This window comes from Mangrovibacter sp. MFB070 (assembly GCF_000705335.1).
Lineage (GTDB): Bacteria > Pseudomonadota > Gammaproteobacteria > Enterobacterales > Enterobacteriaceae > Mangrovibacter > Mangrovibacter plantisponsor.
Window position 1 is genome coordinate 31470 of sequence record NZ_JJMI01000056.1, and the last position, 26889, is coordinate 58358.

Genomic DNA, 26889 nt, shown 5'->3' on the forward strand with positions numbered 1-26889 from the left:
TATAATAAAATACCTCAGTGGTATAAGTACGTGGCTTTGATACTCCGTATGGTAACATTCGGAGTTTTTTTATGAAAAATTACAGACAGTAATATTTCTGCCATTATCGGATAAATAAAAGTGTGTAGAATTAAATGGATGTCTCTACTATCTCTAAATGTAGATAATTCACTTAAGGCAGGTGCATTTTTATCAGAGAGAAATATAAAATTCTTAGACACAAGAACTGATTCTTTTACCCACGCATACTTCCGGTTACTGACTGGAAAGGATGATGATTCTAAACCTTGAGTTAATTATATATCAACCATAGCTGCACTTAATGTTTCCAATCTTGCAGCTATACTCTCCTGGTCAACGAGATGCTCGTTGATTACATCACAGGTATTTGCTGTTGCAGTATTGCCCCTGTCGGCCGGTGTTTTCCTCATGTACTTAGACAGATGCAGGGATATGTTTGCGACCATACCAAAAGAAACAATGGATACTCAACGTTTCAATAACATAAAGCCAATCCGGAGAGTTGAAAGATGAAACAATTACCTAAAATTGCATTAGGAACATGGTCATGGGGCACTGGTTTTGCAGGTGGTGATACTGTTTTTGGCAATACCTTGTCCGATTTTCAGATGAAAGAAGTTTTTGACACGGCAATCCAGGCTGGGCTCAATTTATGGGACACCGCTGCCGTCTATGGTATGGGCAGTTCCGAAAATGCTCTTGGGAAATTGGTCCGCCAGTATGAACGCGATGAGCTGATTTTATCTACCAAATTTACCCCACAAATAGCAGATGAAAATGCGGCTCACCCTGTCAGTGCAATGCTGGAAGACAGCCTTAATCGCCTGGGTGTTGAAAACATCGACATTTACTGGATCCACAACCCGCATGATGTTGAAAAATGGACGCCTGGCCTAATACCATTACTGCAAAGTGGTAAGGTGAAACGTGTTGGGGTATCTAACCATAATCTGGAGCAAATTAAGCGCGCCAATGAAATTTTGGGTACAGCAGGCTTTTCAGTAAGTGCAGTGCAGAATCACTACAGCCTGCTTTATCGCTCTTCAGAAGATGCAGGCATTTTGGATTACTGCAAAGCCAACGGTATTACTTTCTTCGCTTACATGGTGCTGGAGCAGGGAGCCTTAAGTGGCCGTTATAACCCGCAAAATCCTATGCCGGAAGGTAGTGGTCGTGCTGAGACATATAATAAAGTGCTGCCACAGCTGCAAGCCCTGACCGATGCAATGAAATCCATAGGAGAAGCAAAGGGAGCAAGCGTTGCACAGGTTGCCATTGCATGGGCTATTAGCAAGGGTACTTTGCCAATTATTGGTGCCACTAAAGTTCATCATGTCAGTGATGCCGCTAAAGCCGCAGAGTTGTACCTCAGTGATGAAGAAATTGCTTTGATTGAGAAATTGTCTGTTGAAGCAGGCGTGGATACTCGTGGTTCCTGGGAAAAACCCATGGAGTAAGATTCACCGAATGATCATTAGCCTGCCCGGCTTTTATGCCGGGCAGGCTAAAAGCTCACACCCTGCATATATACTAAATATAACGTTTTGAACGCCCGGTCCTGCTCTTTTTCTCAAGTATGACGGTATTGTGGCCATGCGTCAGCAAAATCTTACCCCTTCAGCATTCCAGACATAATTATTTAATTTCCTCACTATTAAAACAGAACCAATCAGCAGGGCAGAGTCATGGAAGGTAGAAAAAATATTCTGCGTTGTACTTGTTAGTAATTACTTATTAATTGGTCATATCAAATGGAGAGAATATGCAACCGAAGGCCAAATATTTTTTACCGGATAAAACTGAATCAACAGAAATAAAATCCAGCAGTACTTGATGTACTTGAATTGGGTGCCGGAGTTCTGCCCTCAATTACAGCACCTGGAACAGCTCGCCCTGGCTAAAATCAGATGGATGTTGCTGTTGTGTAGCATAAATACTTATATGGATTATTAACATCAGGTTGTGAATTCTTCAACCTGCTCATGCATTTTTATCCATTAAATCATCAGCGATAATCAACAAATATAATCCATTGTATATCCGGCTGATTACAGGAGATGTCCATGCTTAGCCCTGAAAATATTATTAACGAGCTTACCTCCTGGATCGACAACAACCTCGATAAGCCATTAAAAATACGGGATGTTGCCAGCCGTTCCGGCTATTCGCACTGGCATATACAGAGGATCTTTTCCCAGGTAATGAATACCAGTGTTGGCAATTATATCCGGGAAAAAAAACTTGAAAAGGCAGCTCATGACCTGATTCAGGGCCGTGAAAGTATTTCCTGGATTTCATTTAAATATGGATTTGACTCACAACAATCTTTCACACGTGTGTTCAGAAATAAATACATGGTGCCTCCGGCCAGGTACAGAAGGGACAACAGCCCGGCAAGGAGCACTCATTCAGTTCGTTAAAAGACTCTGAATTCATGCCTTGCTGGTGCACTCATGCCGCATTGCATCTGTACAGGCCGTGCCATCGCGTTGGGTGACTGAGAGTTTAGCGAGTACCATCGGTTACCTGTTTGCCCGATATAATGAGAGTTGTTCAGCCGAACAATTGAGGGTCTCATCCTGTTTGAATGCCGCGAGCAGATAATCAACGGTCGCCCTTACCCTCGGGGCAATCAGTGCCCGGTGGGGGTACTGAATGACCATCTCATAATTCCCTGGATCATGTTTACCAAATAGTACCAGTTTCAGGCGCCCGTCCTTGAGGTAACGCAGGGCATGATGCATTCCAACCTGAGCAATACCTAATCCCAGAATAGCGGCCTGGACTTGTGCTTCAGGTGCTGAAATTGTGACAACCGCATGTACAGGCTCCATGGTTGTCAGGCTACCATCTGGTGCCCGAAATCCCCATGGCGAAACTTTTCCCCCCAGGAAACGCCGTGCTATAAGGTTGTGTCTTGACAGTTCCTCGGGAGTATCAGGTATACCATGCCGCTCAAGGTATTCTGGTGACGCAACCAGCACCATACTCAGGTGACAGACCGGGCGTGATACAAGTGATGAATCAACAATTCGCCCACCCCGAATGGCAAGATCATAGCCATCACGAACCAGGTCAATGACCCTGTCATCGAAATCGACCTCGATAGTCAGAGCCGGATAACGGGTCCGCAATCCGGGCAAGACCGGTAACAGTTGGTCCCGGCCAAAGGCTGCACTTGTCGAGATCCTGACGTGCCCACTGGTTTCCATTTTTCTGGCAACAACGGTATCCACAGCATTATCCAGAGCTTCTATCGCAACTCTTGCCTGCTGAAGAAATACGGTTCCTTCTTCTGTCAGGCTCAGTTTCCGTGTCGTTCTGTTCATCAGACGGACGCCCAGGGCCTGTTCCAGACTGGCCACATTCTTACTGACCGCCGCAGAACTGATACCAAGTGAACGGGCTGCTGACGCAAAGCTCCCTGCATCGCAGGCTTCAACAAATGAGAGAATTGCCCGCACGCGCTGTGAAAGTTCCATAAATTGACCCCTTATTCGTGCCAGAACCGGCACATTTTCCTGACGGCATTGTTAACCAAATAACAAAATCGGTTCAACTCCCGCAACGGTCACGTAGAGATATTGTGACAATAATTGGGCTTCAGCAAGAACAACATTAACAGGAATGATATGAAGTATTCATAACTTTACGTTGTCAATGAATCAACCACTACCCTTCTTAAAGTGCGACTGAATATTTTGCATACTACATCCCATGGAGCGCTTATTCCTGATGAATCCCCGAAAGGATTTTCCTGGAATGAAAATAATCTGCCTCCTCTCATTCTGACAAACTACATACTCTGAGGAAATTCCAATGAAATCATTGAAACTGTTATTTACCGCCATGAGCCTGACCTTTTTTGTGCAGTCATCATTTGCTGCTACTGAAGTACATACAGCGACTGGCCATGAAAAAATGGGCGTGGTGTCCACGGCTGGCGATATGACTGTCAACAGCGCGGTGACGACACTTTCCCGCAAAGCCGATGAAGCCGGAGCCTCATCATTTCGCGTACTGTCTGTTGGCGGTAAAAATAAACTGTATGGCGTGGCAGAGATATACAAATAATCTGGCTGTGTTATTGCCACATCCATTATTAATTACCGGTACGTCTGTTATCTCCATACTGGGGGATAGCATATAAGTCATATTTTATAATCAACTTTATGTTACTTATCCTTCAACCTGAAGCATAGTTAAAGTTATCAATGCAAGTGTGCATACTCTTTTGTCGTAACAATGATAAAAAGATACCACTGTAATGGAGTAACCCGTGCAGGACTTTGAATTTTATAACCCAACGCGGATAATTTTTGGCCAGAATCGTATTCCTGATATGAATACGATGATCCCACATGATGCGCGTGTTTTGGTTCTGCATGGGGGAAAAAGTGCTGAGTATAACGGAACTCTTAAGGAAGTAAGGCTGGCGCTGGGAAAACGCTATTTTCTGGAGTTTGGTGGTATTGGACCAAATCCTTTATGGGAAACACTGGAACGCACTGTAGACCTGGTGAGAAAGGAACGGGTTAATTTTTTGCTTGCAGTGGGCGGTGGATCGGTCATTGATGGTACAAAATTTGTTGCTGCGGCTGCTAATTTTGCAGGACATACCTGGGATATTTTGGAAAATAATGGACGGTCCATCATTTCCCCTGTGCCGTTTGGTGTTGTCCTGACACTACCTGCGACAGGTTCTGAAATGAACTGTGTGTCAGTGATCACCCGGCAGTCAACAAAAACGAAAAAATGGTTCACGGCACCAGCGTTGTTTCCCCGTTTTTCGATACTGGACCCGACAAAAACGTACAGTCTGCCAGCCAGACAACTGGCTAACGGAATTGTGGACTCCTTTGTCCATATAACCGGGCAATATCTGACTTACCCCGTAGATGCACGGGTTCAGGACCGATTTGCAGAAGGGATCCTTCAGACACTGATTGAAATTGGCCCCAAAGTGGTTCATGAACCGGCAGAGTATAACTCGCGGGCAAATATGATGTGGGCAGCATCCATGGCGCATAACGGATTAATTGGTGCCGGGGTACCGAAGGACTGGTCAACACACTGTATTGGCCATGAGTTAACGGCCCTGTATCAGATTGATCATGCAAGGACGCTGGCAATTATTCTGCCTGCAACGCTGGAAATGTATCGTGCCGGAAAGCGTGACAAGTTGCTCCAGTATGCAGAACGCGTCTGGGGAGTGAAGGAAGGTGACTGCGACTCCCGGATTGATACCGCAATAGCGAATACCCGGGAATTTTTTGAATGTCTGGGAATGAAAACCCACCTTTCAGATTATGCACTGGGTAAAGAGGCTGTGGCTGCAGTAACAGAGCGGTTAAGGATTCATGGTATGACACAATTAGGTGAACACCTGAATATAACGCCTGATGACAGCCATAAAATACTTGAGTGCAGTCTCTGAATATCAACATAATTTAATGTGAGGTTCTAATGGAAAATAAAGCGTATTTCATTTTTGATGTGAAAATAAATAATCCTGACGCACTGAAGCCTTATCAGGAGAAGGTTGCAGAAACTTTCAAAAAATATGGTGGTGTATTACGGGTTCTGGGTGGAAAAATGGATACGGTGGAAGGGTACGCCCCTAATGGTATTCTTGTTATGCTGGAATTCGATAATATGGAAAAAGCACATGAATGGCATAGCTCACCAGAATATCAGTCAATTATTCAATACCGTCATGCAGCAGCTGATACCACCGCATGGCTGGTTGAGTCTGTTTCATACATGTAATTAATTACATCCAGGCCAAATAGTTATGAAAACATTAGTTATTGTCTCTCACCCTTACGTATCACAGTCGCGGGTTATTCAGGCTCTGCAAAGTACAGCTGAGGAATTATCCAATACCGTAGTTCGAAATCTTGAGTTTCTCTATGGTAACCCTGTTCAGGGGTTTGACATTCAGGCAGAACAGTCAGCGTGTGAGGAAGCTGATCGTATTGTGTTTATGTACCCAACACACTGGTTCAATTTAACACCGGCACTGAAGACCTGGCTGAATGAAGTCTGGACCTATGGGTGGGCATTTGGCCCGGGCGGGAATGCACTGAAGGGGAAAGAATTGTTAGTTGTGACCTCGGCAGGAGCCAGTGAGTACACATACTCCCATGCAGGTCTGGTCGACAGCACGATGGATGAAGTCCTGACGCCTGTCAGAGCAAGTGCACTTTACGTTGGAATGACATTCGCTTCTCCTCTGGCCTTCTATGAAGTGGCCGGTGCTGACCAGAGCAAACTCCAGTCATTTCAGTCAGCACTTGCAGCACGCCTGCAATCCTGAATATTGGATAAAAAGTAGAAATATTAACTATCACCTAATGGTGAAACTAACCGGTTAGACAATGTCGAATATGGTACTGAACAGCGAAATGGTACATGGCTTGAGAAGGTAAGCGACGGCAGTACCATTCACAGTAAATTTATTAAATGGATATTCACCTGCTACTAAATACCCCTGTTAAGGAATTTATAATGAAGAAAACAATATCCTGTTGCATGTCAATTATTGTGATATTCAGTCAGCTTATATTTTCATCTTCAGTATTGGCTACAGAAAAAAAAGACAGCAGTAAACCTGCCTACTATGTTGCTGAGTTTCAGTTAACTGACCCCGAAGGAATAAAACCTTATAGCGCAAAGGTTGAATCTACATTTTTACCGTATTCAGGGCGGTTTATTGTCCGTGGCGGAAATATGGATGTGAAAGAGGGTTTTGGGGCTCAGGGGCGGTTAATTATCATTAAGTTTGACTCTTTGTCACAAGCGCGAGCATGGTATAACTCACCGGAATACCAGTCAATAATCCCCATCAGGCACCGTTCCGGAAATACAAGAACATATATTGTGGAAGGAATGGAGCCGTAAAATTCATGAAGTAAATTGCAATTTGAGTAACTGTATAAGCTATATGATGTAATTAACACTAAACAGCCTGTGCTGTTAATGCAGTGCATTGATGATATCAATAGTCTTAATAATATAAGTAACAAATAAACGTAGAGTAAGAGGTGTGGAAATAATGAGTAAACTTACAGGTAAAACAGCATTAGTGACTGGTGGCGGTTCAGGAATTGGGCGTGAAATTGCCAGGCGTCTGGCCAGTGAAGGTGCAGAGGTTGTAATTATAGGTCGCAGCGAGGCCCCTCTTATTGAAACTGCCATCGGGCATGATAATATCAGCCATTATGTTGCAGATGTTGTTGATTCACAGAGTATTAGTGAGTTAATGGTTCACATTAAAAATAAGTTCAACAAACTTGATATTGTGGTAAACAATGCAGGAGTGGCACCTAACACACCGTTCGAATCATTAACTATGGATCAGTATGACTTCATTTTTAATGTTAACGTCAGAGGCCTGATTGATGTGACGCGGCAGGCTCTACCGCTGTTAAAACTATCTAAAGGTGTGGTCATTAATATTTCATCCGGTGTGGCGCATCGCCCAACACCGTATATCTCTGTTTATTCTGCCAGTAAAGCTGCTGTCTCCGCACTGACAAAAGCGTTGGCGAAAGAATTTGCTCCATTTGGCGTACGAGTGAATGCTGTAAGTGCTGGTGCTACGGAAACGCCTCTTTATGATAAAACGGGCTTACAAAGTGAAGAAGAAAAACAGAATTTCATGGATGCTGTGAATCAGTCAATTCCATTGGGACGATTTGCCCGCCCTGAGGAAATTGCTGGTGCTGTCGCATTTTTAGCATCGGATGATGCCAGCTATGCGACTGGCTCGGATGTGATTATGGATGGTGGTTACTCAGCATAATAAGTATGAGGGATGAATTTGTGAAAAATAAATTTATCCCTTATTTCTTTGACGAAAACTTTAATTAAACAACCTACTGTTGTTATGAGTGTGAAATGGTTTGACCTTCTGTGGGTTTGTTTTGTAACGCGATATTGGCTGAGCATGAAGATACAACATTTCATTCAGGTTGTGATTAATCGATAGTATTTTTCTGGTAACGTTACTTATTAAAAATAACTGTCGCGAAAAGGTAAGTAATGTGAACGTCTTTGACGTTTGTACCTTCAGTGTATAGTGGTATTGGATACACAGATATTCCTGCATTTGCTCATTCACATCGGTGAGATGTTCTGCACTACAGCTCCAGTAACTGGTCCGATGGGGAGCACCCATATGGATTGATTCACAGCAAAACCATTGTAACCGATTTCAAAAATTCCAGAAAACCATGCCGTTTAGTTATGTCAATGTAACTTAACTAAAACTTCGTGTTTACATCTGCTATTTATAACTATTTGATTTTTATTTATTTTAATGTTTTTTATTTTTACATAATGAAATTAAAGTTAAAACATGTGAGATAACAGACATTATTCATTAGTGGTAGCGATTACACTCCCTGCTATCAAACAGCTTTTGGGTGAAGGATAGGAGTGGCAGATGGCTAACATCGAGAACGGCTTAGGCACCCTGGACTACATGGTTTTCGCCGTTTACGTTGCGATAATCATTGGGGTCGGGATCTGGGTTTCCAGAGACAAGAAAGGAAGTAAAAAGAGCACGGAAGACTATTTCCTGGCAGGTAAATCACTGCCGTGGTGGGCGGTTGGGGCATCATTGATTGCCGCAAATATCTCCGCAGAACAGTTCATTGGTATGTCAGGTTCTGGCTATTCTATTGGCCTGGCTATCGCGTCCTACGAATGGATGTCAGCAATCACGCTGATCATTGTGGGTAAATACTTCCTGCCGGTCTTTATTGAGAAAGGCATTTATACCATTCCTGAGTTTGTTGAAAAGCGTTACAACAAAAACCTGAAGACGATTCTGGCTATCTTCTGGATTGCGTTGTACATCTTCGTCAACCTGACTTCCGTGCTCTATCTGGGTGGCCTGGCACTGGAAACTATCCTTGGGATCCCAATGATTTATTCCATCATTGGTCTGGCGGTGTTTGCGCTGGTGTATTCCCTCTATGGTGGTCTTTCTGCCGTGGTATGGACCGATGTTATTCAGGTGTTCTTCCTGGTACTCGGTGGCCTGATGACAACCTGGATGGCCGTATCCTTTATTGGCGGTGATGGCGGCTTCCTGTCCGGCTTCGGCAAAATGTTTGATGCCGCACCTGAACACTTCCAGATGATCCTCGACCAGAGCAACCCGCAATATATGAACTTGCCGGGCATTGCTGTGTTGATTGGTGGTCTGTGGGTTGCCAACCTGTATTACTGGGGCTTCAACCAGTACATTATCCAGCGTACTCTGGCGGCGAAATCTGTTCCGGAAGCACAGAAAGGTATTCTGTTTGCTGCCTTCCTGAAACTGATTGTTCCGTTCCTGGTGGTTATTCCGGGTATCGCGGCTTATGTCATTACCCAGTCTCCGGAACTGATGGCGCAAATGGGTTCTGTTGCGGCACATAACCTGCCAAGTGTTGCACATGCCGATAAAGCTTACCCGTGGCTGACTCAGTTCCTGCCTGCTGGTATTAAAGGCATTGTGTTTGCGGCGCTGGCTGCGGCAATTGTGTCTTCCCTGGCATCCATGCTGAACTCCACCGCGACCATTTTCACCATGGATATCTATAAAGCGCACATTGCACCGAATACCGGTGACCATAAACTGGTTAACGTGGGGCGTATTTCTGCGGTTGTGGCGCTGGTTATTGCCTGCTTTGTTGCACCTATGCTGGGTGGCATCGGCCAGGCGTTCCAGTATATTCAGGAATATACTGGTCTGGTGAGCCCGGGTATCCTGGCGGTCTTCTTGCTGGGCCTGTTCTGGAAAAAAACCACCAGTAAAGGCGCTATCATTGGGGTTGTGGCATCCATTCCGTTTGCACTGTTCCTGAAGTTCATGCCGCTGAACATGCCGTTCATGGACCAGATGCTGTATACCCTGCTGTTTACTATCGTGGTGATTGCCTTCACCAGCCTGAGCACATCAGAGCAGGATGATGACAGCGGTGCAATTCATGTCACTGCCGCCACTTTTAAAACAGAGCGTAGTTTTAACGTAGCGGCTTATGCCATTGTTGTGATACTGGCGGTGCTGTACGCGCTGTTCTGGTAAAACACGGCAGGTTTTTATTGAGTGACACCCTCTGGTTCTGTACGAACATGAGGTGTGTCGCCAGCCTCAGGCCTTCAGTAGAAGGCCTCAGATTGATGAAAAAGAAGGAAAAAGCGTGGTTTTTCCTTCTTTTTAGTTAGCAGCCGAAAATCAATAAATTGATTTTGCTGGTTTTTTATTGAGTGACACCCTCTGGTTCTGCACGAACATGAGGTGTGTCGTCAGCCTCGGGCCTTCAGTAGAAGGCCTTTGTTGTTTATGGCGGAGGTGTTGATGAATGATGAATTACTGCCAAATATCATAAACTTTCTGCAATCGCTGAAGCCTTTTGAATCATTGCCTGTATCAGTGCTGGATAGTATTTCCCGCCATATGGAAATTCTCTGGCTGGCTCAGGATGAAGTGCTGCAGTATCCGCCAGATAACCAGGAGTATCTCTATTTTATTCGCTCTGGTGTGGTTGAGCAGCGCCATAAAGATGGCAGCCTGCGTGCCAAACTGGGCAGCGATGATCTGTTCGGTTTCAGCCTGCATGCCAGCCCGGAACAGCAGGTGGCCGACTACAGCGTGCGGGCGCTGGAAAGCTCGCTTATCTACCGGATTGTTTACGCGCGCCTGATTGATGCCCTGGCCGGTTACCCGCATATCATTTCGCAACTGGCGCGCAGTGCCTGGGCCCGCATGGCGTCAGCGGTTGAAGTACAGTGGTCAGATACCGATAAAGGCTTGTTTTTTAAACCTGTCACCGAAGTTGCCAGCCGGAATATGGCACTGGTTAAACCGGGCGATACCATCCAGCAGGTTGCGCATCAGATGCGTAATGTCGTGCGTACCACCTGTGCTTTTGTCGTCGATGACGCGGGCCGCCTGGTAGGTATGATGACGGACAAAGACATGACACGCCGGGTGGTGGCACAAGGGGTTGATATTCAACGGCCGGTAGCGGATGTGATGACCGCTTCTTTGCACACCGTGCAGGATGACCAGCGGGTATTGCGCGCCACACTGCTGATGATGCAATACAACATCCAGAATATCCCTGTGCTCAATGCCCGCCAGCAACCGGTGGGGCTGGTTACACCCCAGCAACTGATTCAGAAAAACAGCGTCCAGGCGATATTTTTAATCGACCAAATCAGCCGGGCAGATTCCGTTGCTGCATTGCAGGCATTGTTGCCAGTGCGGGAAGCCATTTTTGCGGCACTGGTAGATGGCAACGTGGCACCCGATATCATTGGTGATGTCATGACCATGATTTACGATGCCTTTACCCGCCGTCTGATAGCCATGGCGATTCACTATTTTGGTGAGCCGCCCTGCGCCTGGAGCTGGGTGGTTGCGGGGTCCCATGCCCGTAATGAAGTGCATATGTCTTCAGACCAGGATAATGCATTGATTCTGGAAGACAGCGCAACTGAACGTGACCTGCGCTACTTTAACCACTTTGCCATGTATATATGCAAAGGGCTGGCAGAGTGCGGCTATACCCTGTGCAGTGGCCGGTTTATGGCGGCTACTTCTAAATGGTGCCAGCGCGAAAGGGTCTGGTGCCATTATTACCGCAAGTGGGCAACTAACCCGGAATATGAATACCTGCTCAATCTGAATGTGTTTGTTGAGCTGCGCTGCCTTGACGGGGACCCGGCGCTGTTTGCCAGGGTGGACGATTACCGCCATCAGCAAGTGAGCAATAACCCACGGCTTATGGTTTCTCTGTTGCGTAATGCACTGCGTATTCGCCCGCCTTTGGGCATCTTCCATAATCTGGTACTGGAAAAAAATGGCGATAACCAGAAGGTACTGAATATTAAAGATGCGTCGATTCACTGCCTGGTGGATTTGGTACGCATTTACAGTTTGCAGCAGGGGTTACGGCAACTGAATACCGGGGAGCGTATTCAGGCACTGATTGATGCCGGGGTTCTGAACCATGCCTCCGGGGAGAATATGTCGGGCACCTGGCATTATGTAAATCAGTTACGTTATGTTCACCAGCGTGAAGCCCTGAAGCGTGGCGATACCCCGGATAACATCCTGCAACCTGCGCGCTTTGGCAGTTTTGAACGCCAGCACCTGAAAGACGCTTTCCGGATTATCAGCGGTTTTCAGGACGCCGCGAAAATGCACTTCGGGCTGTAAGATGCGCTGGCCCTTCCTGCGTCGCTCTGCCTGGCAACGGCTTGCACAGCTTTATGCACAACAGGCCGGTTTACCCTGGCCTGGGGCTCTGGCGACCGTGTTTTCCCGGCCACTGGCTGGTGAAAATGCACCTCTGTTCGGGCAAACCATTCTCGCTCTGGATTTTGAAACCAGTGGCCTGAACCCGGACCAGGACAATATTGTCAGTATCGGGTTTGTGGCATTACAGGCGGGTATAATCCGCCTTGCCTCTGCGGGGCATATGCTGGTGCAGTCAGCCGTTCCGGAGCAGGGAGACGCAATTCGGTTACACCATATTCTGCCCCAGATGCAGCGCCAGGGGTTACCACTGGCAGAAGCACTGGAAAGCGTATGGCAGGCGCTGGATGGGCAGGTGGTATTAGGGCATGGCACCGTGGTTGAACAGGCATTTATTGCGCGTTTTTTCAGGCTGGCAGGGTTGCCAGCCCCCGCTCTGATTTGGCTGGATACGCTTAACATCGAAAAATCATTACCCCGGCCCTGGGGAATGGAGCAAGAGCCGCGTGGTTACTGGCAACTGGCTGAAGTCCGCCGCCGTTACGGGCTGCCCGATTACCCGGCACACCATGCGCTGGTGGATGCAGTGGCTTGTGCTGAACTCTTGTTGGTGCAAATCGACAGGCTGTACCGCCACACTGCTGCCAGTGCCACGGTTGGCGAGCTGTACCAGTATTCGCAGCCATGATGCTTTTTGCGACACAGGCTATTTGCCACATATACCAAGGGGAAGGCGACGGGTTGCTTGTGCACACAACCTCTGGTTGCTTACCGTTGCAGTTTAATCGCCTGGATTAATGCTGCCACACCTTGCTCTACTTTGGCGCGTGGGCACCCAAGGTTGAGGCGCAAGTAACCCAGGCCAGCTTCCCCGTACACCTCACCAGACATAATGGCTACGTGAAACTGTTCGATTAATGCCTGGTTAAGCTCTGCCATATTGAGCTTCAACGGCCTCAGGTTCAGCCACGCCAGATAAGTTGCATCGGGCAACTGGTAGCTTATTTCAGGGAATGCGCTGTGCAGTGTTTCCTGTAAATACACATGATTCGCCCGAACGTAATTATTCAGTGCATCAAGCCATGTTGCGCCTTCGTGGTAAGCCGCCATGGTTGCCAGAACAGCCAAAATAGCGGGTGATGAAAGGCCATCCACGTCTTTGAGTTTGTGCAGGTACTGCTCTCTGGCCTGTGGGCAGGGAATCAACGCCCAGGCACCGTTCAGTGCCGGGATATTGAACGACTTGGATGCGGAAGTTACCAGTGCCCAGTGCTCAGATGGCCCAAACCCGACATACGGCGTATGAGGTTTAAAACAGAGATCCATATGGATCTCATCGGAGATAACCCTGACATGGTGCTGTGCACAAAGATCTGCGAGTTTTTGTAGATCGTGCCTGCTCCATACCCGCCCGGTTGGGTTGTGCGGGCTGCATAATAAGAACAGTGTGTTCCTGGCATCAGCCAGCTTGCGCTCTAAATCGCCCCAGTCGATTTCAAACCGGCCCTGCCTGTTAACCAGCGGGCTATGAATACACTCTCTTCCCTGGCCGGTAATCATTTTGTCGAACGCATCGTAAGCGGGTGTATGAAAAACAACACCCTGACCAGGTTCAGTCCACTGCTCAATCAGTTTAGAAACTATGTAGATAACGGATGGCCCGTAAACCACATGTTGCTTATCAATGGCGCAGCCAAAACGGGACTGGCACCAGTGGCTGATGGCAGACTTAAAATCATCATGGTTCCAGCGGCTGTAGCCAAAAACCGGGTGTGCAAGCCGCTGCTTAAGGGCGGCCAGCACGGGCTCTGGTACGGCAAAGTCCATATCTGAAATGGTAAAAGGCAGCAGGCCGGGCTGCCCAAACCTGTCCTGGACATAATCCCACTGTGTGCAGTAAGTACCAGTGCGGTCAATCGGTGTATCAAAGTCAGTGTTCTGTGTCATGCGTATCACCCCGGATTACGCACCTTCGGCACTGGAAAGAAATGTGCCGAAAGTGAGCATTAATGCAAACCGTTCTTAGCTTGCGGAAATAATGGCCTGCATTTCGTTTTTCACCAGGTGAACTTGTGTGCCAATTACCACCTGTAAACTGTGTTTGTCTAATTTCACCACGCCCAGGGTACCCAGCGCCTTCAGTTTGGCGTCGTCCACTAAGCTCATATCGTTAACGGACAGGCGCAGGCGCGTTATGCAGTTATCCAGTGAAGTAATATTTTCTTTCCCGCCCAGAGCTGCGAGGACTGCCGCACCTTTACCAGATTCATTGACAAATACTGCCTGCAGCTTTTCATCAACCGCTGTGTTATCCACTTCCCGGCCTGGCGTTTTCAGGTTGAACCGGGTAATAGCGAACTTAAACACGCCGTAGTAAACCGCGAACCAAATACCTGCCACCAAAGGCACTAAATACCATTTGGTTGCCGTGCCCTGCAGCACGCCAAATACCAGGAAGTCGATCAGATTACCGTCGGTATTGCCAATAGTGACATCCAGCATCCCCATCAGCATAAAGCCAATGCCCGTCAGGATGGCGTGAATCAAATACAGAACCGGCGCAACAAACAGGAACAGGAACTCGAGTGGTTCGGTAATGCCACCAATAACGCAGGCTACGACGCCAGAAATAAGCAACGCTTTGATTTTTGACCGGTTTTCCGGGCGGGCGCAATGGTACATCGCCAGAGCCGCACCAGGTAAGCCGCCCAGGAAAGCAGGCATTTTCCCCTGAGATAAAAACGCGGTAACTTCTGGTGTGAAAGCCGTGGTCGTGGGGCAGGAAAGTTCAGAATAGAAGATGTTCAGTGCGCCAGAGACGGTTTGCCCGCAGACATCCATCGTGCCGCCCGCTTCGGTGAAACGAATCAGTGCCACCAAAATATGGTGAAGCCCAACAGGAAGCAGCAAACGCTCGCCGGTGCCAAACAGCATTGGGCCAAAGACCCCGGCCTTTTCAATAACATGGCCTATGCTGTTAATTCCCGCGGCAAAGTAAGGCCAGACATAGGGAATAAATACGCCCACCACACCCAGAACAATGGCTGAAATGATTGGCACAAAGCGCGCACCGCCGAAGAAGGCCAGCGCATCCGGCATTTTGAATGTGTAGTAACGCTGGTGGAGCCTGGCAACAATTACGCCCACAATAACCGCGCCAAGAATACCGGTATCAATAGACTCAATGCCGATAATATTCTTTACGCCATAAGCTGTGCGCGCGGCTGGGTCATCCAGCACGCCCGCAACTGTTAAGAAAAAATTGATGGCGAGATTGAATGCTGCGTAGCCAACAAACCCGGCAAACCCTGCGACGCCTTTCTCTTCGCGGGCTAAACCCAGCGGAATGGCAACGGCAAACATCACTGGCAAAAAGATAAAGGCGACCAGACCAATCTTGGTCATCCACATGAACAAGTATTGCAACCAGTTATTATCCAGCAAAGGGATTGCTGCCTTAACCGCCGAACTCGAAAACGAACTACCGACCCCGAGTAAGATGCCGGAAAATGCCAGCAGTGCCACGGGTAGCATGAAGGTCTTGCCCAGGCTTTGCAGGAACTCCCAAATGGTCGATTTGTTAGCATTCGACATATCACGTCTCCAGAGTTTGAGAACTTTTAGCGCACAAGCCATCAACTGATTATGTGCAGGGGATTTTTGTCTTTATCCGCACAATATACAGAGGTAAAATTTTGATAAAACGTTTTATCAAAATATCTGTGATCGTGTTAAACAAGTTTGGCTTCCCCAAACTGCGAGCTTTTAAAATCAGGCTTCCAGGGTTAAAGTTTTCTGATAAAACGTTTTTCTCATCCTGAAAGTGAATCTATGTCTGCAAAAAAGGTGACCATCACAGAAGTGGCTAAACATGCCGGTGTATCGGTTTCTACGGTGTCGATGGTGTTGGGCAACAAAGGGCGGATTTCTACTGACACGATAGAAAAAGTGAATGGTGCCGTCGAAGAGCTGGGTTACATACGTAACCGGGCTGCAGCTAACCTGCGTTCCGGGGCAGGCGAAATCATTGGATTAATACTGAAAGACATCAGTGATCCTTACTACGCTGAAGTGGCTTCTGGTATCAGTGAGGAGATAGAACAGCAGGGTTTTATGCTGTTTCTGGCTCAGAGTGGAGACAGCCAGGAAAAATTCGAAAAATGTCTGTTAACCATGGCGCGGCAGGGCGTTGGTGGCATAGCGTTTTGCCCTATCGACGAAAGCCAGCCATTCAATCTTGAGAATCTGCAAGAACATGGTTTACCACTGGTCTGCATTGCTCGTGCGCCAGTGTATAAACAGGTTGATTATGTTGGGCCGGATAATATGTCTGCGGCGAAACTCGCGACTGAACATCTTATCCGCCAGGGGCACCGCAGAATTGCTTACATTGGCGGGGCAAGCCACTCTTTGTGCCGGGCTGAACGTATTGGTGGGTACTGCTCAACACTCTTGCAGTTTGGTTTACCATTCAGGCCTGAATGGGTGGTGGAATGCGGGAAAAGCCAGTCATCTGCTGCTCAGGCGGTGGAGCAATTACTGTTAGCGCAGCCACAAGTGACCGCGATGCTGTGCCACCATTCGTCAACTGCACTGGGTGCGGTTTATGGTGTACACCGGGCGGGGCGGTCAATCGGCAAGGACCAGTTTATTGGCCAGCAAGTTTCTGTTATTGGCTTTGACGACGTCGAAGAAGCGGAACTAACCGAACCTCCCCTTACGTTTGTCAATTTCAATGCGCGTGAAATGGGCCGCCAGGCCGCCAGGCGGTTAATCAGCCAGCTTGGGCAGCGTAGCAGTGAAACATACAGCCTGATCCTGCCGCCAAAACTTATCATTCGCGAATCGGCGTAGCCTGCATAAAAACGCAGCAAGAACACCTGGAATTAATAGCAGCTGGCTGATTGACGCCTTCACCTGGAAAACACAAGATAGCGCTTTGGTTAATTGTGCATCAGGGAGAGGTTATGACGTTGGTTGAGCGCCACCTCGAAAAAGTCAGGTTACATTTGGATGAAGAAAACCAGGAGCAGTGGGCTGTGCTGTGCGGTGCAACAGAACAGGCACTTGCGCAACTGGTAAAACGTTACCCACAATGCCCACCTGAATTACAGCAACTGTTAAGTAAAGTTGATGGTACATACTGGAAAAAGTATGGCGGGCAAATGGTCAATTTGCTGTTACTGGCATCCGATGTAGGCGAGGACTTTGGTTACTATCTGCTTTCTTGTGAACAAATGCAGGAAGAACAGCGTTTTGGGGATTCAATTAATGATATTTATGGCGAGTGGCTCGGGCAGGCGGATGTCATTGATGTAGACAGCCGGATTGATACCTCTGTCGCGATGAGTGAACGGTTGTGTTTTGCTCATTGCCTTAATAATGGTGGAACTTCTCGCCTGTATATCGATTTCCACCCGGCAACCGGTGGTACTTGTGGCCAGGTGGTACGCTTTCTGCACGACCCGGACAGTTATATTGTCCTGGCAGATAGCTTTGAGGCGTATATCGCCGGGGTGCTGGAAAGTAATTACGCGTTTGTCAGCGAATATTAACTCACCAGAAAGTGAAATAAAAAGTAGCACCCCGGGGCAACAGAACACGGATGTTTGCTCTTTAGCGGTTTGGTTATGCTATCAGAATAAAATGGCGTGTTTTGCTGTAACGTATTGTTTATTCGCTTTATCCGCTATTGCAGAAGGCACTTCAGCTAACTGCTGAACTTAGCTAACCATAACCGGCCATTCCGGGGGCGTATGGCTCATAATATCAACCATTACATCTTTGAAATGTACCCAGAAAATACTTAAATCAACCAGCGATAAGCCCAGTAATGTTGTTGCAAACCAGCAAGATGCTGCCAGACCACAACTGGTGCTTACAAATGCCAGCGCGTAACGTTCGTTACGGCGAAAACGAATATTAAGGGTACTTGCCATAAACATCAGCACAGCGCTGAACAGTGGCCAGCGCATCAGCATTACGCTCGTTGTTAGAGTAGCCATGAAAACAATCCTCAGTATTTCTTTGGCTTTCTGTGGCTGGTTTTGATGACGTCGGCCTTGAGAAAGCGCAGTGACATTGCAGGTGATGAAGCAATCTTTAACTCATTTTTGTGAACTATATCACACTTGTTGTTTTATTCACCAGTTGACGATGATAATTTTTTAAAAAAACGTACAGATGTTTTATGTGATTATTTTATAAAGGGAAAATACTGGCATGGTTTGTGGTCGCTGGAAAATTTGCCTGGAATAATCCTGGGTGTTGCTAATTATATAAATAAAATCAGTCGATTATAAATATCACTATGTTGCCTGCACCGCCTGATGTTATTTACAGCAGAACCTGGCTGACTTATTATGGCGTAAGTGATTATTAACTGCGCTTGTATGCCAGTGTACTGATTACTAATACTTTTTCATGACTTATTACACTGTGTTATATCACGGTGGGGTTTTTCAGACCCTGTGTCACCTTTGGTATTGATTGTTATTGTTATATTTTTTGGCGCATCACACTGTATACAGATCTATTTTTAGTCTGCATTTATAACGCAATGCGATAGCGTTGTTCAGTTAATTTTATTCGAATTCATATAGTTATGTGAAGAATTCTAAATGAAAAATGATAATGCTGAGCACCATATACAGACACCTGATTCAATATTGAATGCCCTGGCCGGGGTGCTTCCGGTTATTCTTGAAAGCGCCTCTCTCGAACAGGTTATTGATGCTTTTACTCATGCACTTGGTGCGAGCCTGGGGTGGGTCGCTCTTATTGAGCAAGAAGCACAAAGTCTTAATGTCCTGGTGAGTGGTTGTTGTCCTTGCCAGGAGCAGGATGTTTACCAGATGCTTGCGGACCAACGCCTGCAGGCGTGCGGGTGGAACACTGTGGTTTGGGAAAGTGGGGTCGGTAAGCATTTCTTTTCCCGGTCTGAGAGTAACTTGTGTGCCCTTGAATCTGCTGTATTAGGTAAACTTCGACACCAAAATGGTGATGTCGCTGGTTATTTTTTTCTCGCTTTCCCCCACCAATCTTACTCGCAAAAAGTACTCCGTAATCTTGCAGCTATTATTTCCGGAGCAATAAAAGAATATCTAATTAAGCATTCTGTTAATTCGCTTCTGCTAAACGAGACACAAAAGATAGTTTCACAATACACCACCCTTTTTTCGAATGCGCCAATATTAATAAATTCATTTAGTGCAGATAATCGCTGCATATTATGGAACGGGGAATGCCAGCGATTATTTGGCTGGAGCCGGGATGAATTAAATCGCTTTCCGGATCCACTGGCACTTTTTTATCCCGACTTGACAGTTCGTGAACGCGTTCGGGCCTCGGTAACCACGGTGCCAGGGGATAAAATGCAGGAATGGTACCCAATTGATAAAAACGGGCGCGTATTAACCACCTTGTGGTCAAATATTTTATTGCCGGATCATTCTATTTTGAATATTGGTGTGGATATTACTGCACGTAAACGTGAAGAGCAGCGTCTGGCGCGTAAAGCCATTACTGATGAGCTCACTCAGTGCCTCAACCGGGCGGGCATTCTTGCGCAACTCAATGAGATTCTGCTGCGCAACAGCCACCTTGTGATTCAGAATGGCATGTCGGTGGTTATGTTTGATCTGGATTATTTTAAAAGCATTAATGACCGCTGGGGGCATTCAGTCGGTGATATTGCCCTGTCGTTTTTTGGCCGGGAATTGCAGGCTCATCCTCTACCTGGCATGGTTACCGGTCGCCTTGGCGGAGAAGAGTTTTTGGCGATTTTCCCGGCAGCTGATAGCCAGCAGGCATGGCGTTTTATTGAGCAATTTCGCCAGCGCCTTGCCAACAGCCAGGTGGTTCCCGGCTACCATGATCTGCGTATTTCTTTCAGTGCGGGTATTCTTTCTTTACGTTCTGGCGAAGTCATGCCTGCCAGTGAAGTATTAAAACAAGTGGATGAAGCGCTGTATGGTGCGAAACGCAATGGTCGCGGTATGTCTGTTATCGTTGGGGGTTCACCGCAGTGGATAGCGAAAACATCGATAAATTAAGATTTATCTTAATTGTGTGATGTAAATATGCTGTTTTTTAACTGATTTATGCGATGTTCCAGCTGTTATTTACCTTATGTCCCGCTTTTGCTATGCGTAGCGTTCCATGACCAAGGTTTTTCCGTCGTTAGCGTATTTCTCAGCCAATATTTGTAATTGATTATCAAAACACCAAATCACTTTATTTATAGCGTTAATTTATGACGAATGGCGACTGTTTCTCTGAAATTTAAGAAAATTAAAGGTATTCCCTATTGCTAATTTTTAGGGATTCATGCAACGTAAACGTCTATTTTTACTGATTCTCATTACCAGGTGCTATAACCGCGCTTATGAGGCATCTATGACTCTCCAGCCGTGGAAGAAAACGTTGCGAATAATCGGCGTTTTGCTGATAGTCATGCTACCAATTGTCTTTGCAATCTGGTTCGCGAGAATCCGTGCTGAAAATGATACGCAACAGCACTTGCAGGCATTTGCCTCTATGGTTCTCGAAAAAAGTGAAAGCGTGATTAGCCATGTGAACGATGTTCGCGAAGATGCCAGCCGTTTTCGCGGGATCCCTTGTTCGCCTGCACATCAGGTGAGTATGCTTACCAGCCTGCGAACCTCCATGGATGTGGAGGAGCTGATTTACGCGCATAACGATGACCTGCTCTGTTCGACGTTCTTACGCCCGTCGCTCCCTTTTTACCTGGGGGCTCCGGATTATTCGCGTGAAGGTGATGTCGCTATCTATTATTTTCGCGATACCCCATTTTTCTCCGGCCACAAAATGGTTTACATGCGCAAAGGGAATTATGTTGCGGTGGTGAACCCTCTGGCGTTTGGTAACGTTATAACCAACGACAAATCAATGCAGTGGGGGATTTTCGATACCCGCACAATGCACTTTTTCTCTTTGGGCCCAGGTGTTGATGCACAGGATTTGTCCGGGTTAATTCGGCATGGCAATTCGATGTTTCGCGCCAACCAGCGTTTTTACAGCATAAGCAATGCCAAACGCCCCATAGCTGTCATTGTATCAACCTCAGATGACCTGTTTTACAGTTTCTGGTCTCATCAAATGACTGTGACTGTGCCGTTGGGGGTAATCTTGAGTTTGCTTATCTTTATGGGATGGTCACGGGCGCAGCGGGAGCTTAATTCTCCCCGTCGTTTGTTGATGAATGCCATGAAGAAAAAACAGTTCCACCTGCATTATCAACCAATTGTCGATATTAAGCTTGGCCGGTGTGTTGGCGCGGAAGCGCTACTGCGCTGGCATGGTTATTCAGGCCCGCTGATGAGCCCGGCAGTGTTTATACCTGTGGCGGAGCGGGAAGGGCTGATGTCTCACCTGACTGAATATGTCATTGATTACGTCTTTGACGACCTGGGTGAGTACCTGGCAAAAACTCCGGATATTTATATTTCCATCAATCTGTCTGCCACGGATTTTCATTCCCCGTATTTGATTGACTGGATTTCTGATAAAGCACATCAGTTCGGTGTGAAAACCGGGCAAATCAAGATTGAAGTGACTGAGCGTGGTTTTATTGATGTCGCGAAAACGACGCCGGTTATCCAGGCCTTTCGGGCCGCAGGTTTTGAAGTGGCAATTGATGACTTTGGTACCGGCTATTCTAACCTGCAAAACCTCTATTCACTGAACGTGGATATTCTCAAAATTGATAAGTCTTTCATTGATACGCTGGTTGGGCCGAATACCAGCCATTTGATTGCGGAGCATATCATTGAAATGGCGCACAGCCTGCAACTCAAAACGATTGCGGAAGGTGTTGAGAACATGGAACAGGTTGCCTGGTTACTTAAGCGGGGTGTGCAATACTGCCAGGGCTGGTATTTTGCCCGGGCAATGCCTTCCGATGAGTTTGAAGCCTGGCTTGCCCGAAAAACCGTGTTCCCCGGCAAGCCGCACTGGGTCTTTTAATGCTACCTGTCAGGCCTGTAACCGGTAGTCAGTTGGCGTTCTGTCAAACTGGCGGCGGAAAATGCGTGAAAAGGTCTGTTGCGATACATAGCCATAGTCCATGGCGATGTCGAAAATAGGGCGTTCAGTTGTGCGTAACGCCTCTGCAGCCATATTCAGCCTGCGCTGGCGGATATAATCCCCCAGCGTTTGGTGCATGACTCCCCGAAACATCCGCTGTAAATACCACTTCGAATAGCCCGATTTCTGCGCCACAACATCAATGTTTAAAGGCTGATCAATATGTTCATCAATCCACTCAACCAGCGTCTGGATAATATCCTGATGTGACATAAGACTCCCTCGCGTTGCTCTCAATTAGAAAGTTTCATCTGGGGCGAGTATAATTCCTCAAGTTAACTTGAGGTAAAGCGAATTATGCAAAATAAATCTCCCCGTATAAAAGCGCTCCTCACGCCCGGTGATGTTGCCAGGCGTAGTGGCGTGGCAGTTTCTGCGCTGCATTTTTATGAAAGCAAAGGCCTGATTAAAAGTACGAGAAACAGTGGTAATCAGCGGCGTTACACGCGTGATGTGTTGCGTTATGTAGCAATAATTAAGATTGCGCAACGTATTGGTATTCCGCTGTCAACCATTGGTGAAGCCTTTAGTGTTTTGCCTGAAGGGCACCGGCTGACTCCTGCCGAATGGAAACAGCTTTCCTCGGGCTGGCGGGAAGAACTGGATCACCGTATCAAAACCCTGGAAGCCCTGAGGGATGAACTGGATGGTTGTATTGGTTGTGGCTGCCTGTCGCGCAGTGATTGTCCGTTGCGCAACCCAGGCGATAAACTGGGTGAGCAGGGCAGTGGTGCCCGCCTGCTGGAAGATAAGTAGCATTAAAACTGCTATAGCCCTGCCTGAACGACGAAAGCGCCATTTCTGGCGCTTGAGGTTGCTGACGGCAAAGGAAAAAGCGTGGTTTTTCCTTTGCCGTAGTAAAAGGCTGAAAATCAGTAAACCGATTTTCCTTAAATTTTCTCTTTAACCTGCAGGGCACCCACAGGGATTCACTGCTGTTTCACAACGACGAAAGCGCCATTGCTGGCGCTTTCGTTTTGCCGGTTGTCTTTCGCTCTATCCCGCATTGGGCAGGAGGGTTTCCCCCGACATCGGAGCCCCTTTACAGCCTTTGCTTTCAGGTACCGGTGCACCCCGACATAAGTAAGTATAGTGCGCTGTATGAAAAACACACAATTTTTTGTTGTGTATTTATTTCCTAAATATTTTCACCAGGTTGCCGACATCTTTTTATAGCCTTCAGTTTGAAGTTGCCAGTAAAACATGGCGTTTTGCTCATGGCTTTCCGGCAAATTTGCTTATTTTGGATATAGTTAAAACAGGGTGTTCTTATTAGGGGATAAGTATGAAACTGCATCACCTCACTAACTCACGTTCTCACCGGATCTTGTGGATGCTGGAGGAGTTAGGGTTGCCTTACGAGCTGGTGCGTTACCAACGGGAAAGTACATTATTGGCACCGGATGCACTGAAGCGTGTTCATCCGCTGGGGAGTTCCCCTGTCCTGGAGGATAACGGCCTGGTACTGGCAGAGTCTGGCGCTATTCTGGAATATCTTCAGGAAACCTACGATGTGCAAAATCAGTTTAAACCCTCGGCTGCTCAGTCCCGCGCTGATTACCGATTTTGGTTGCATTATGCAGAAAGCTCACTGATGCCGCTGATGGTAATGAAAACGGTATTTGGTAACCTCGACAGGCCTCCTGTGCCCGAAATGTTCCGCAAGATTGGAGCGATGTTTGGCGAGGCGGTACAAAAGACCTGGCTTAACCGGCGCATTGATACGCATGTCAACTTCGTGGAGCAACATCTGGAAGCCCATGAGTGGTTTGCCGGCGATGCTATCAGCTGCGCTGATTTTCAAATGAGCTTCCCGGTGATTGCCATGCTTGCCCGGCGCGCGCCTGAAGATCTTCCTCATACCCGCCGCTGGCTTTCTGCTGTGGAATCCCGCGCAGCCTGGCAAAAAGCCATCGAGGTTGGCGGGCCTCTGACCCTCAGCACCTGATGGCACCCCAGTGCTTTGCCGCTAAAGCAGGTTTAATGCTGCAATATTGTTGCAGCATTGCGCATGGACGATAACGATTGCGCATCGGCTGGTTAATCTCTGGTCAACAGAACGTTTTTTTTCGCGAAAAGCCGCACAGTAAAGTTGAAAATGGCTGTGAGAAGGCTTGATAATCGCAGGCCTCAAAAAACAGTCAGTGTTTTCGCTTGCGAAGTTAAACGTTTGCTTTTGTGGTGCCTCGCTGTATCTCACATCAGTTGCGGGAAGTTTACGTTTACCGGGTTGTCTCTTCGCAGTAAAACCAGCCAAGAAATCTCAGAGGATTTTCAGTATGTCTACACCTTCTCCGCGTGCCGGCGGCTCTCTCGACGCCTGGTTCAAAATTTCAGCACGTGGCAGCACCGTGCGCCAGGAAGTCATCGCTGGCCTGACAACCTTCCTCGCCATGGTTTACTCCGTCATTGTAGTGCCTGGCATGCTCGGTAAAGCAGGGTTCCCACCCACTGCCGTATTTGTAGCAACGTGCCTGGTTGCGGGTTTTGGCTCTCTCCTTATGGGGCTGTGGGCTAACCTGCCACTGGCCATTGGTTGCGCTATTTCGTTAACTGCTTTTACGGCATTCAGCCTGGTGCTGGGGCAACACATCAGTATTCCTGTTGCGTTGGGCGCGGTATTCCTGATGGGGGTTTTGTTCAGTGTTATTTCTGCAACGGGTATTCGTAGCTGGATTTTACGTAACCTGCCCGCGGGTGTTGCGCAAGGTACCGGGATTGGGATTGGCCTGTTCCTGTTATTAATTGCTGCCAATGGGGTTGGTCTGGTTATCAAAAACCCGCTGGATGGTTTACCCGTTGCATTGGGTGATTTCGCCAGTTTTCCTGTGATTATGTCACTGATTGGCCTGGCCGTGATAATTGGCCTGGAAAAGCTGAAAGTACCAGGCGGGATTCTGATAACTATCGTTGGGGTTTCTGTGGTTGGGCTGATTTTTGACCCATCAGTTCACTTCCACGGTTTCTTTCAAATGCCTTCCCTGAACGATGAAAATGGGCATTCACTGATTGGCAGCCTGGACATTATGGGGGCGCTGAACCCGGTTGTTTTACCCAGTGTGCTGGCTCTGGTTATGACGGCGGTATTCGACGCCACCGGTACGATTCGTGCTGTGGCAGGCCAGGCTAATCTGCTGGATAAAGACGGGCAGATTATTGATGGTGGTAAAGCGCTGACCAGTGACTCAGTGAGCAGTGTGTTCTCCGGCCTTGTGGGAGCGGCGCCGGCGGCGGTGTATATTGAGTCTGCTGCAGGTACGGCTGCTGGCGGTAAAACCGGCCTGACAGCTGTAGTGATTGGTTTGTTGTTCCTGCTGATTATGTTCCTGTCTCCGCTGTCTTACCTGGTGCCTGCTTATGCTACTGCGCCTGCACTGATGTATGTGGGGTTGCTGATGCTGAGTAATGTGTCGCGCCTTGATTTTGATGATTTTGTCGATGCGATGGCGGGCCTTATCACTGCGGTGTTTATTGTTCTGACTTGCAATATTGTCACCGGGATTATGCTGGGTTTTGCTGCGCTGGTGATTGGCCGTATTGTGTCTGGTGAATGGCGTAAGCTGAATGTGGGGACGCTGGTGATTGCTGTTGCGCTGGTGGCGTTTTATGCCGGGGGATGGGCGATTTAAGGGGCTCGCCCCTTTGTTATCCTGGTTTTGTTGCTTTGTACTGATGCCAGTGCGGTGAAAGTTCCGTTCACTTACAGTGTAGTTGTTTCCGTTCACTTCCAGTGGCGTGGTTAATGTGGCTTCACAGCCAGTGAACGGGCTAAAGGGGGCTCGCCCCCTTTGCAATCCCCGTTTTCGCGGGCGACCGGTGCTGCGCACTGCGTTCACCTCCGGGCAGTCAGCCTGCGGCCGGCTCGACTCGGCATCCATGCCTCGGTTCGCCTTATTCCGCCATCCGGGCGGAATAACCTTGTCTTCCTTTCTGCGGTTCACCGGTCTTACGCGACTCAACCCTCGCTGTGAATAGCGGGGCTTTTTGTGTGGTTTGGTGTGGCTGGCACGGCGCGCAATTTGCTCAATACTGGCATAGTGGGCAGCGCAACTGCTGCAATTTTGTTCCCGGTCAGGGAAAACTTACACAATATGTGTTGTTTTTACGTGTATGCGTTGATTTATAACGTCTGCGCGTGTAAAAAATGAGGTTTTTATAACTATAGAATTGATAAGAATTATCATTTGTCTTATCGTTGGCGGGCATATATGCCTGCGCTCGTATTTATTTTGCCTGGTAGTCTCGCTGTGAGCCCTTGTTTACAGCAAGGCAGCATACAAACACTTACGGACGTACCCTGGACAGTGCCTGTATCGGTCTCAACATTCTGTATTGTTGTAGCTGGCGTGTAGCCAGTATGAATAGTTGTTGCCTGTGCGGGTGTTTAACCTGAGAGCCTGGTGGCGCGAGCTGGCAGGCGTTTAATGATGAGCATGACGCCGTAAAGGTTTAGATGTAATGAGTGTAACCTCCGAATCAATGTCACAGTCAACGTCGCAATC

Annotated in this window: 23 protein-coding genes; 18 read left to right on the top strand and 5 right to left on the bottom strand. The window is 47.6% G+C overall.

Annotated elements, in window-relative coordinates:
- The first annotated feature begins 530 nt into the window (after positions 1 to 530).
- Positions 531 to 1478, top strand: coding sequence for an aldo/keto reductase (locus DT73_RS24575; RefSeq protein ID WP_036116567.1), 948 nt, complete (start codon positions 531 to 533; stop codon positions 1476 to 1478).
- Between the two features lie 606 nt (positions 1479 to 2084).
- Entirely contained in the window at positions 2085 to 2441 is a 357-nt protein-coding gene (locus DT73_RS24580; protein WP_036116568.1) for a helix-turn-helix domain-containing protein, read from the top strand.
- A 102-nt stretch (positions 2442 to 2543) separates the two neighbouring features.
- Here the strand turns inward: DT73_RS24580 and DT73_RS24585 are convergent, their stop codons facing one another.
- Positions 2544 to 3503: a LysR family transcriptional regulator gene (locus DT73_RS24585; protein ID WP_036116571.1), complete on the bottom strand. Its 960-nt coding sequence runs from the start codon at positions 3501 to 3503 to the stop codon at positions 2544 to 2546.
- 337 nt (positions 3504 to 3840) lie between these two features.
- Here DT73_RS24585 and DT73_RS24590 point away from each other — a divergent pair, with 337 nt between their 5' ends.
- The 9 genes from DT73_RS24590 (at position 3841) to DT73_RS24630 (ending at position 12968) form a co-directional block, all read left to right on the top strand.
- Positions 3841 to 4095, top strand: a complete 255-nt coding sequence (locus tag DT73_RS24590) for a DUF1471 domain-containing protein (protein WP_036116572.1) — start codon at positions 3841 to 3843, stop codon at positions 4093 to 4095.
- A 205-nt stretch (positions 4096 to 4300) separates the two neighbouring features.
- Positions 4301 to 5458: an iron-containing alcohol dehydrogenase gene (locus DT73_RS24595; protein WP_036116574.1), complete on the top strand. Its 1158-nt coding sequence runs from the start codon at positions 4301 to 4303 to the stop codon at positions 5456 to 5458.
- 29 nt (positions 5459 to 5487) lie between these two features.
- Positions 5488 to 5790, top strand: a complete 303-nt coding sequence (locus DT73_RS24600) for a DUF1330 domain-containing protein (protein ID WP_036116576.1) — start codon at positions 5488 to 5490, stop codon at positions 5788 to 5790.
- Positions 5791 to 5815: 25 nt separating this feature from the next.
- A complete protein-coding gene (locus DT73_RS24605; protein ID WP_036116578.1) occupies positions 5816 to 6340 on the top strand; it encodes an NAD(P)H-dependent oxidoreductase in 525 nt (174 codons plus the stop codon).
- A gap of 191 nt (positions 6341 to 6531) precedes the next feature.
- Positions 6532 to 6924, top strand: coding sequence for a DUF1330 domain-containing protein (locus DT73_RS24610; RefSeq protein WP_072007013.1), 393 nt, complete (start codon positions 6532 to 6534; stop codon positions 6922 to 6924).
- A 154-nt stretch (positions 6925 to 7078) separates the two neighbouring features.
- Positions 7079 to 7828, top strand: coding sequence for an SDR family NAD(P)-dependent oxidoreductase (locus tag DT73_RS24615; RefSeq protein WP_036116580.1), 750 nt, complete (start codon positions 7079 to 7081; stop codon positions 7826 to 7828).
- 642 nt (positions 7829 to 8470) lie between these two features.
- Positions 8471 to 10102 carry a sodium/sugar symporter gene (locus DT73_RS24620; protein ID WP_036116581.1) on the top strand — a complete coding sequence of 544 codons (1632 nt, stop codon included), beginning with the start codon at positions 8471 to 8473 and terminating at the stop codon, positions 10100 to 10102.
- Between the two features lie 273 nt (positions 10103 to 10375).
- Positions 10376 to 12241 carry a putative nucleotidyltransferase substrate binding domain-containing protein gene (locus DT73_RS24625; protein WP_036116584.1) on the top strand — a complete coding sequence of 622 codons (1866 nt, stop codon included), beginning with the start codon at positions 10376 to 10378 and terminating at the stop codon, positions 12239 to 12241.
- A gap of 1 nt (position 12242) precedes the next feature.
- Entirely contained in the window at positions 12243 to 12968 is a 726-nt protein-coding gene (locus tag DT73_RS24630; RefSeq protein ID WP_051691536.1) for a 3'-5' exonuclease, read from the top strand.
- Between the two features lie 80 nt (positions 12969 to 13048).
- Here the strand turns inward: DT73_RS24630 and DT73_RS24635 are convergent, their stop codons facing one another.
- Both DT73_RS24635 and malX read right to left on the bottom strand, forming a co-directional pair.
- Complete coding sequence (locus DT73_RS24635) at positions 13049 to 14227, bottom strand: MalY/PatB family protein (protein WP_036116585.1); 1179 nt, start codon at positions 14225 to 14227, stop codon at positions 13049 to 13051.
- A 75-nt stretch (positions 14228 to 14302) separates the two neighbouring features.
- Complete coding sequence (gene malX, locus DT73_RS24640) at positions 14303 to 15874, bottom strand: maltose/glucose-specific PTS transporter subunit IIBC (protein ID WP_036116588.1); 1572 nt, start codon at positions 15872 to 15874, stop codon at positions 14303 to 14305.
- Between the two features lie 237 nt (positions 15875 to 16111).
- Here malX and malI point away from each other — a divergent pair, with 237 nt between their 5' ends.
- Together malI and DT73_RS24650 are read left to right on the top strand one after the other, a co-directional pair.
- The gene (malI, locus tag DT73_RS24645; protein WP_036116589.1) at positions 16112 to 17134 is read left to right on the top strand and encodes a Mal regulon transcriptional regulator MalI; all 1023 of its coding nucleotides are present in this window, start codon (positions 16112 to 16114) and stop codon (positions 17132 to 17134) included.
- Between the two features lie 113 nt (positions 17135 to 17247).
- A complete protein-coding gene (locus DT73_RS24650; RefSeq protein ID WP_036116591.1) occupies positions 17248 to 17835 on the top strand; it encodes an SMI1/KNR4 family protein in 588 nt (195 codons plus the stop codon).
- 168 nt (positions 17836 to 18003) lie between these two features.
- Here the strand turns inward: DT73_RS24650 and DT73_RS24655 are convergent, their stop codons facing one another.
- Positions 18004 to 18285: a YjcB family protein gene (locus DT73_RS24655; RefSeq protein WP_036116593.1), complete on the bottom strand. Its 282-nt coding sequence runs from the start codon at positions 18283 to 18285 to the stop codon at positions 18004 to 18006.
- Positions 18286 to 18900: 615 nt separating this feature from the next.
- On the opposite strand from DT73_RS24655, the gene DT73_RS24660 reads away from it, so the two are divergent.
- Positions 18901 to 20334 (top strand): sensor domain-containing diguanylate cyclase, encoded by a 1434-nt coding sequence (locus DT73_RS24660; protein WP_051691537.1) that lies wholly within the window; start codon positions 18901 to 18903, stop codon positions 20332 to 20334.
- Positions 20335 to 20677: 343 nt separating this feature from the next.
- Positions 20678 to 22267 (top strand): EAL domain-containing protein, encoded by a 1590-nt coding sequence (locus DT73_RS24665; RefSeq protein WP_036116614.1) that lies wholly within the window; start codon positions 20678 to 20680, stop codon positions 22265 to 22267.
- A 9-nt stretch (positions 22268 to 22276) separates the two neighbouring features.
- Here the strand turns inward: DT73_RS24665 and soxS are convergent, their stop codons facing one another.
- On the bottom strand, positions 22277 to 22600 hold the full coding sequence (gene soxS / locus DT73_RS24670; protein ID WP_036116595.1) for a superoxide response transcriptional regulator SoxS: 324 nt from the start codon (positions 22598 to 22600) through the stop codon (positions 22277 to 22279).
- An 84-nt stretch (positions 22601 to 22684) separates the two neighbouring features.
- Between soxS and soxR the strand changes: the two genes are divergently transcribed.
- The 3 genes from soxR to DT73_RS24685 all read left to right on the top strand — a co-directional run bounded on the left by soxR (position 22685) and on the right by DT73_RS24685 (position 26016).
- Positions 22685 to 23143: a redox-sensitive transcriptional activator SoxR gene (gene soxR, locus DT73_RS24675; RefSeq protein ID WP_036116597.1), complete on the top strand. Its 459-nt coding sequence runs from the start codon at positions 22685 to 22687 to the stop codon at positions 23141 to 23143.
- A gap of 529 nt (positions 23144 to 23672) precedes the next feature.
- On the top strand, positions 23673 to 24335 hold the full coding sequence (locus DT73_RS24680; protein WP_036116599.1) for a glutathione S-transferase family protein: 663 nt from the start codon (positions 23673 to 23675) through the stop codon (positions 24333 to 24335).
- 331 nt (positions 24336 to 24666) lie between these two features.
- Positions 24667 to 26016, top strand: a complete 1350-nt coding sequence (locus DT73_RS24685; protein ID WP_036116602.1) for an NCS2 family permease — start codon at positions 24667 to 24669, stop codon at positions 26014 to 26016.
- The last annotated feature ends 873 nt before the right edge of the window (positions 26017 to 26889 follow it).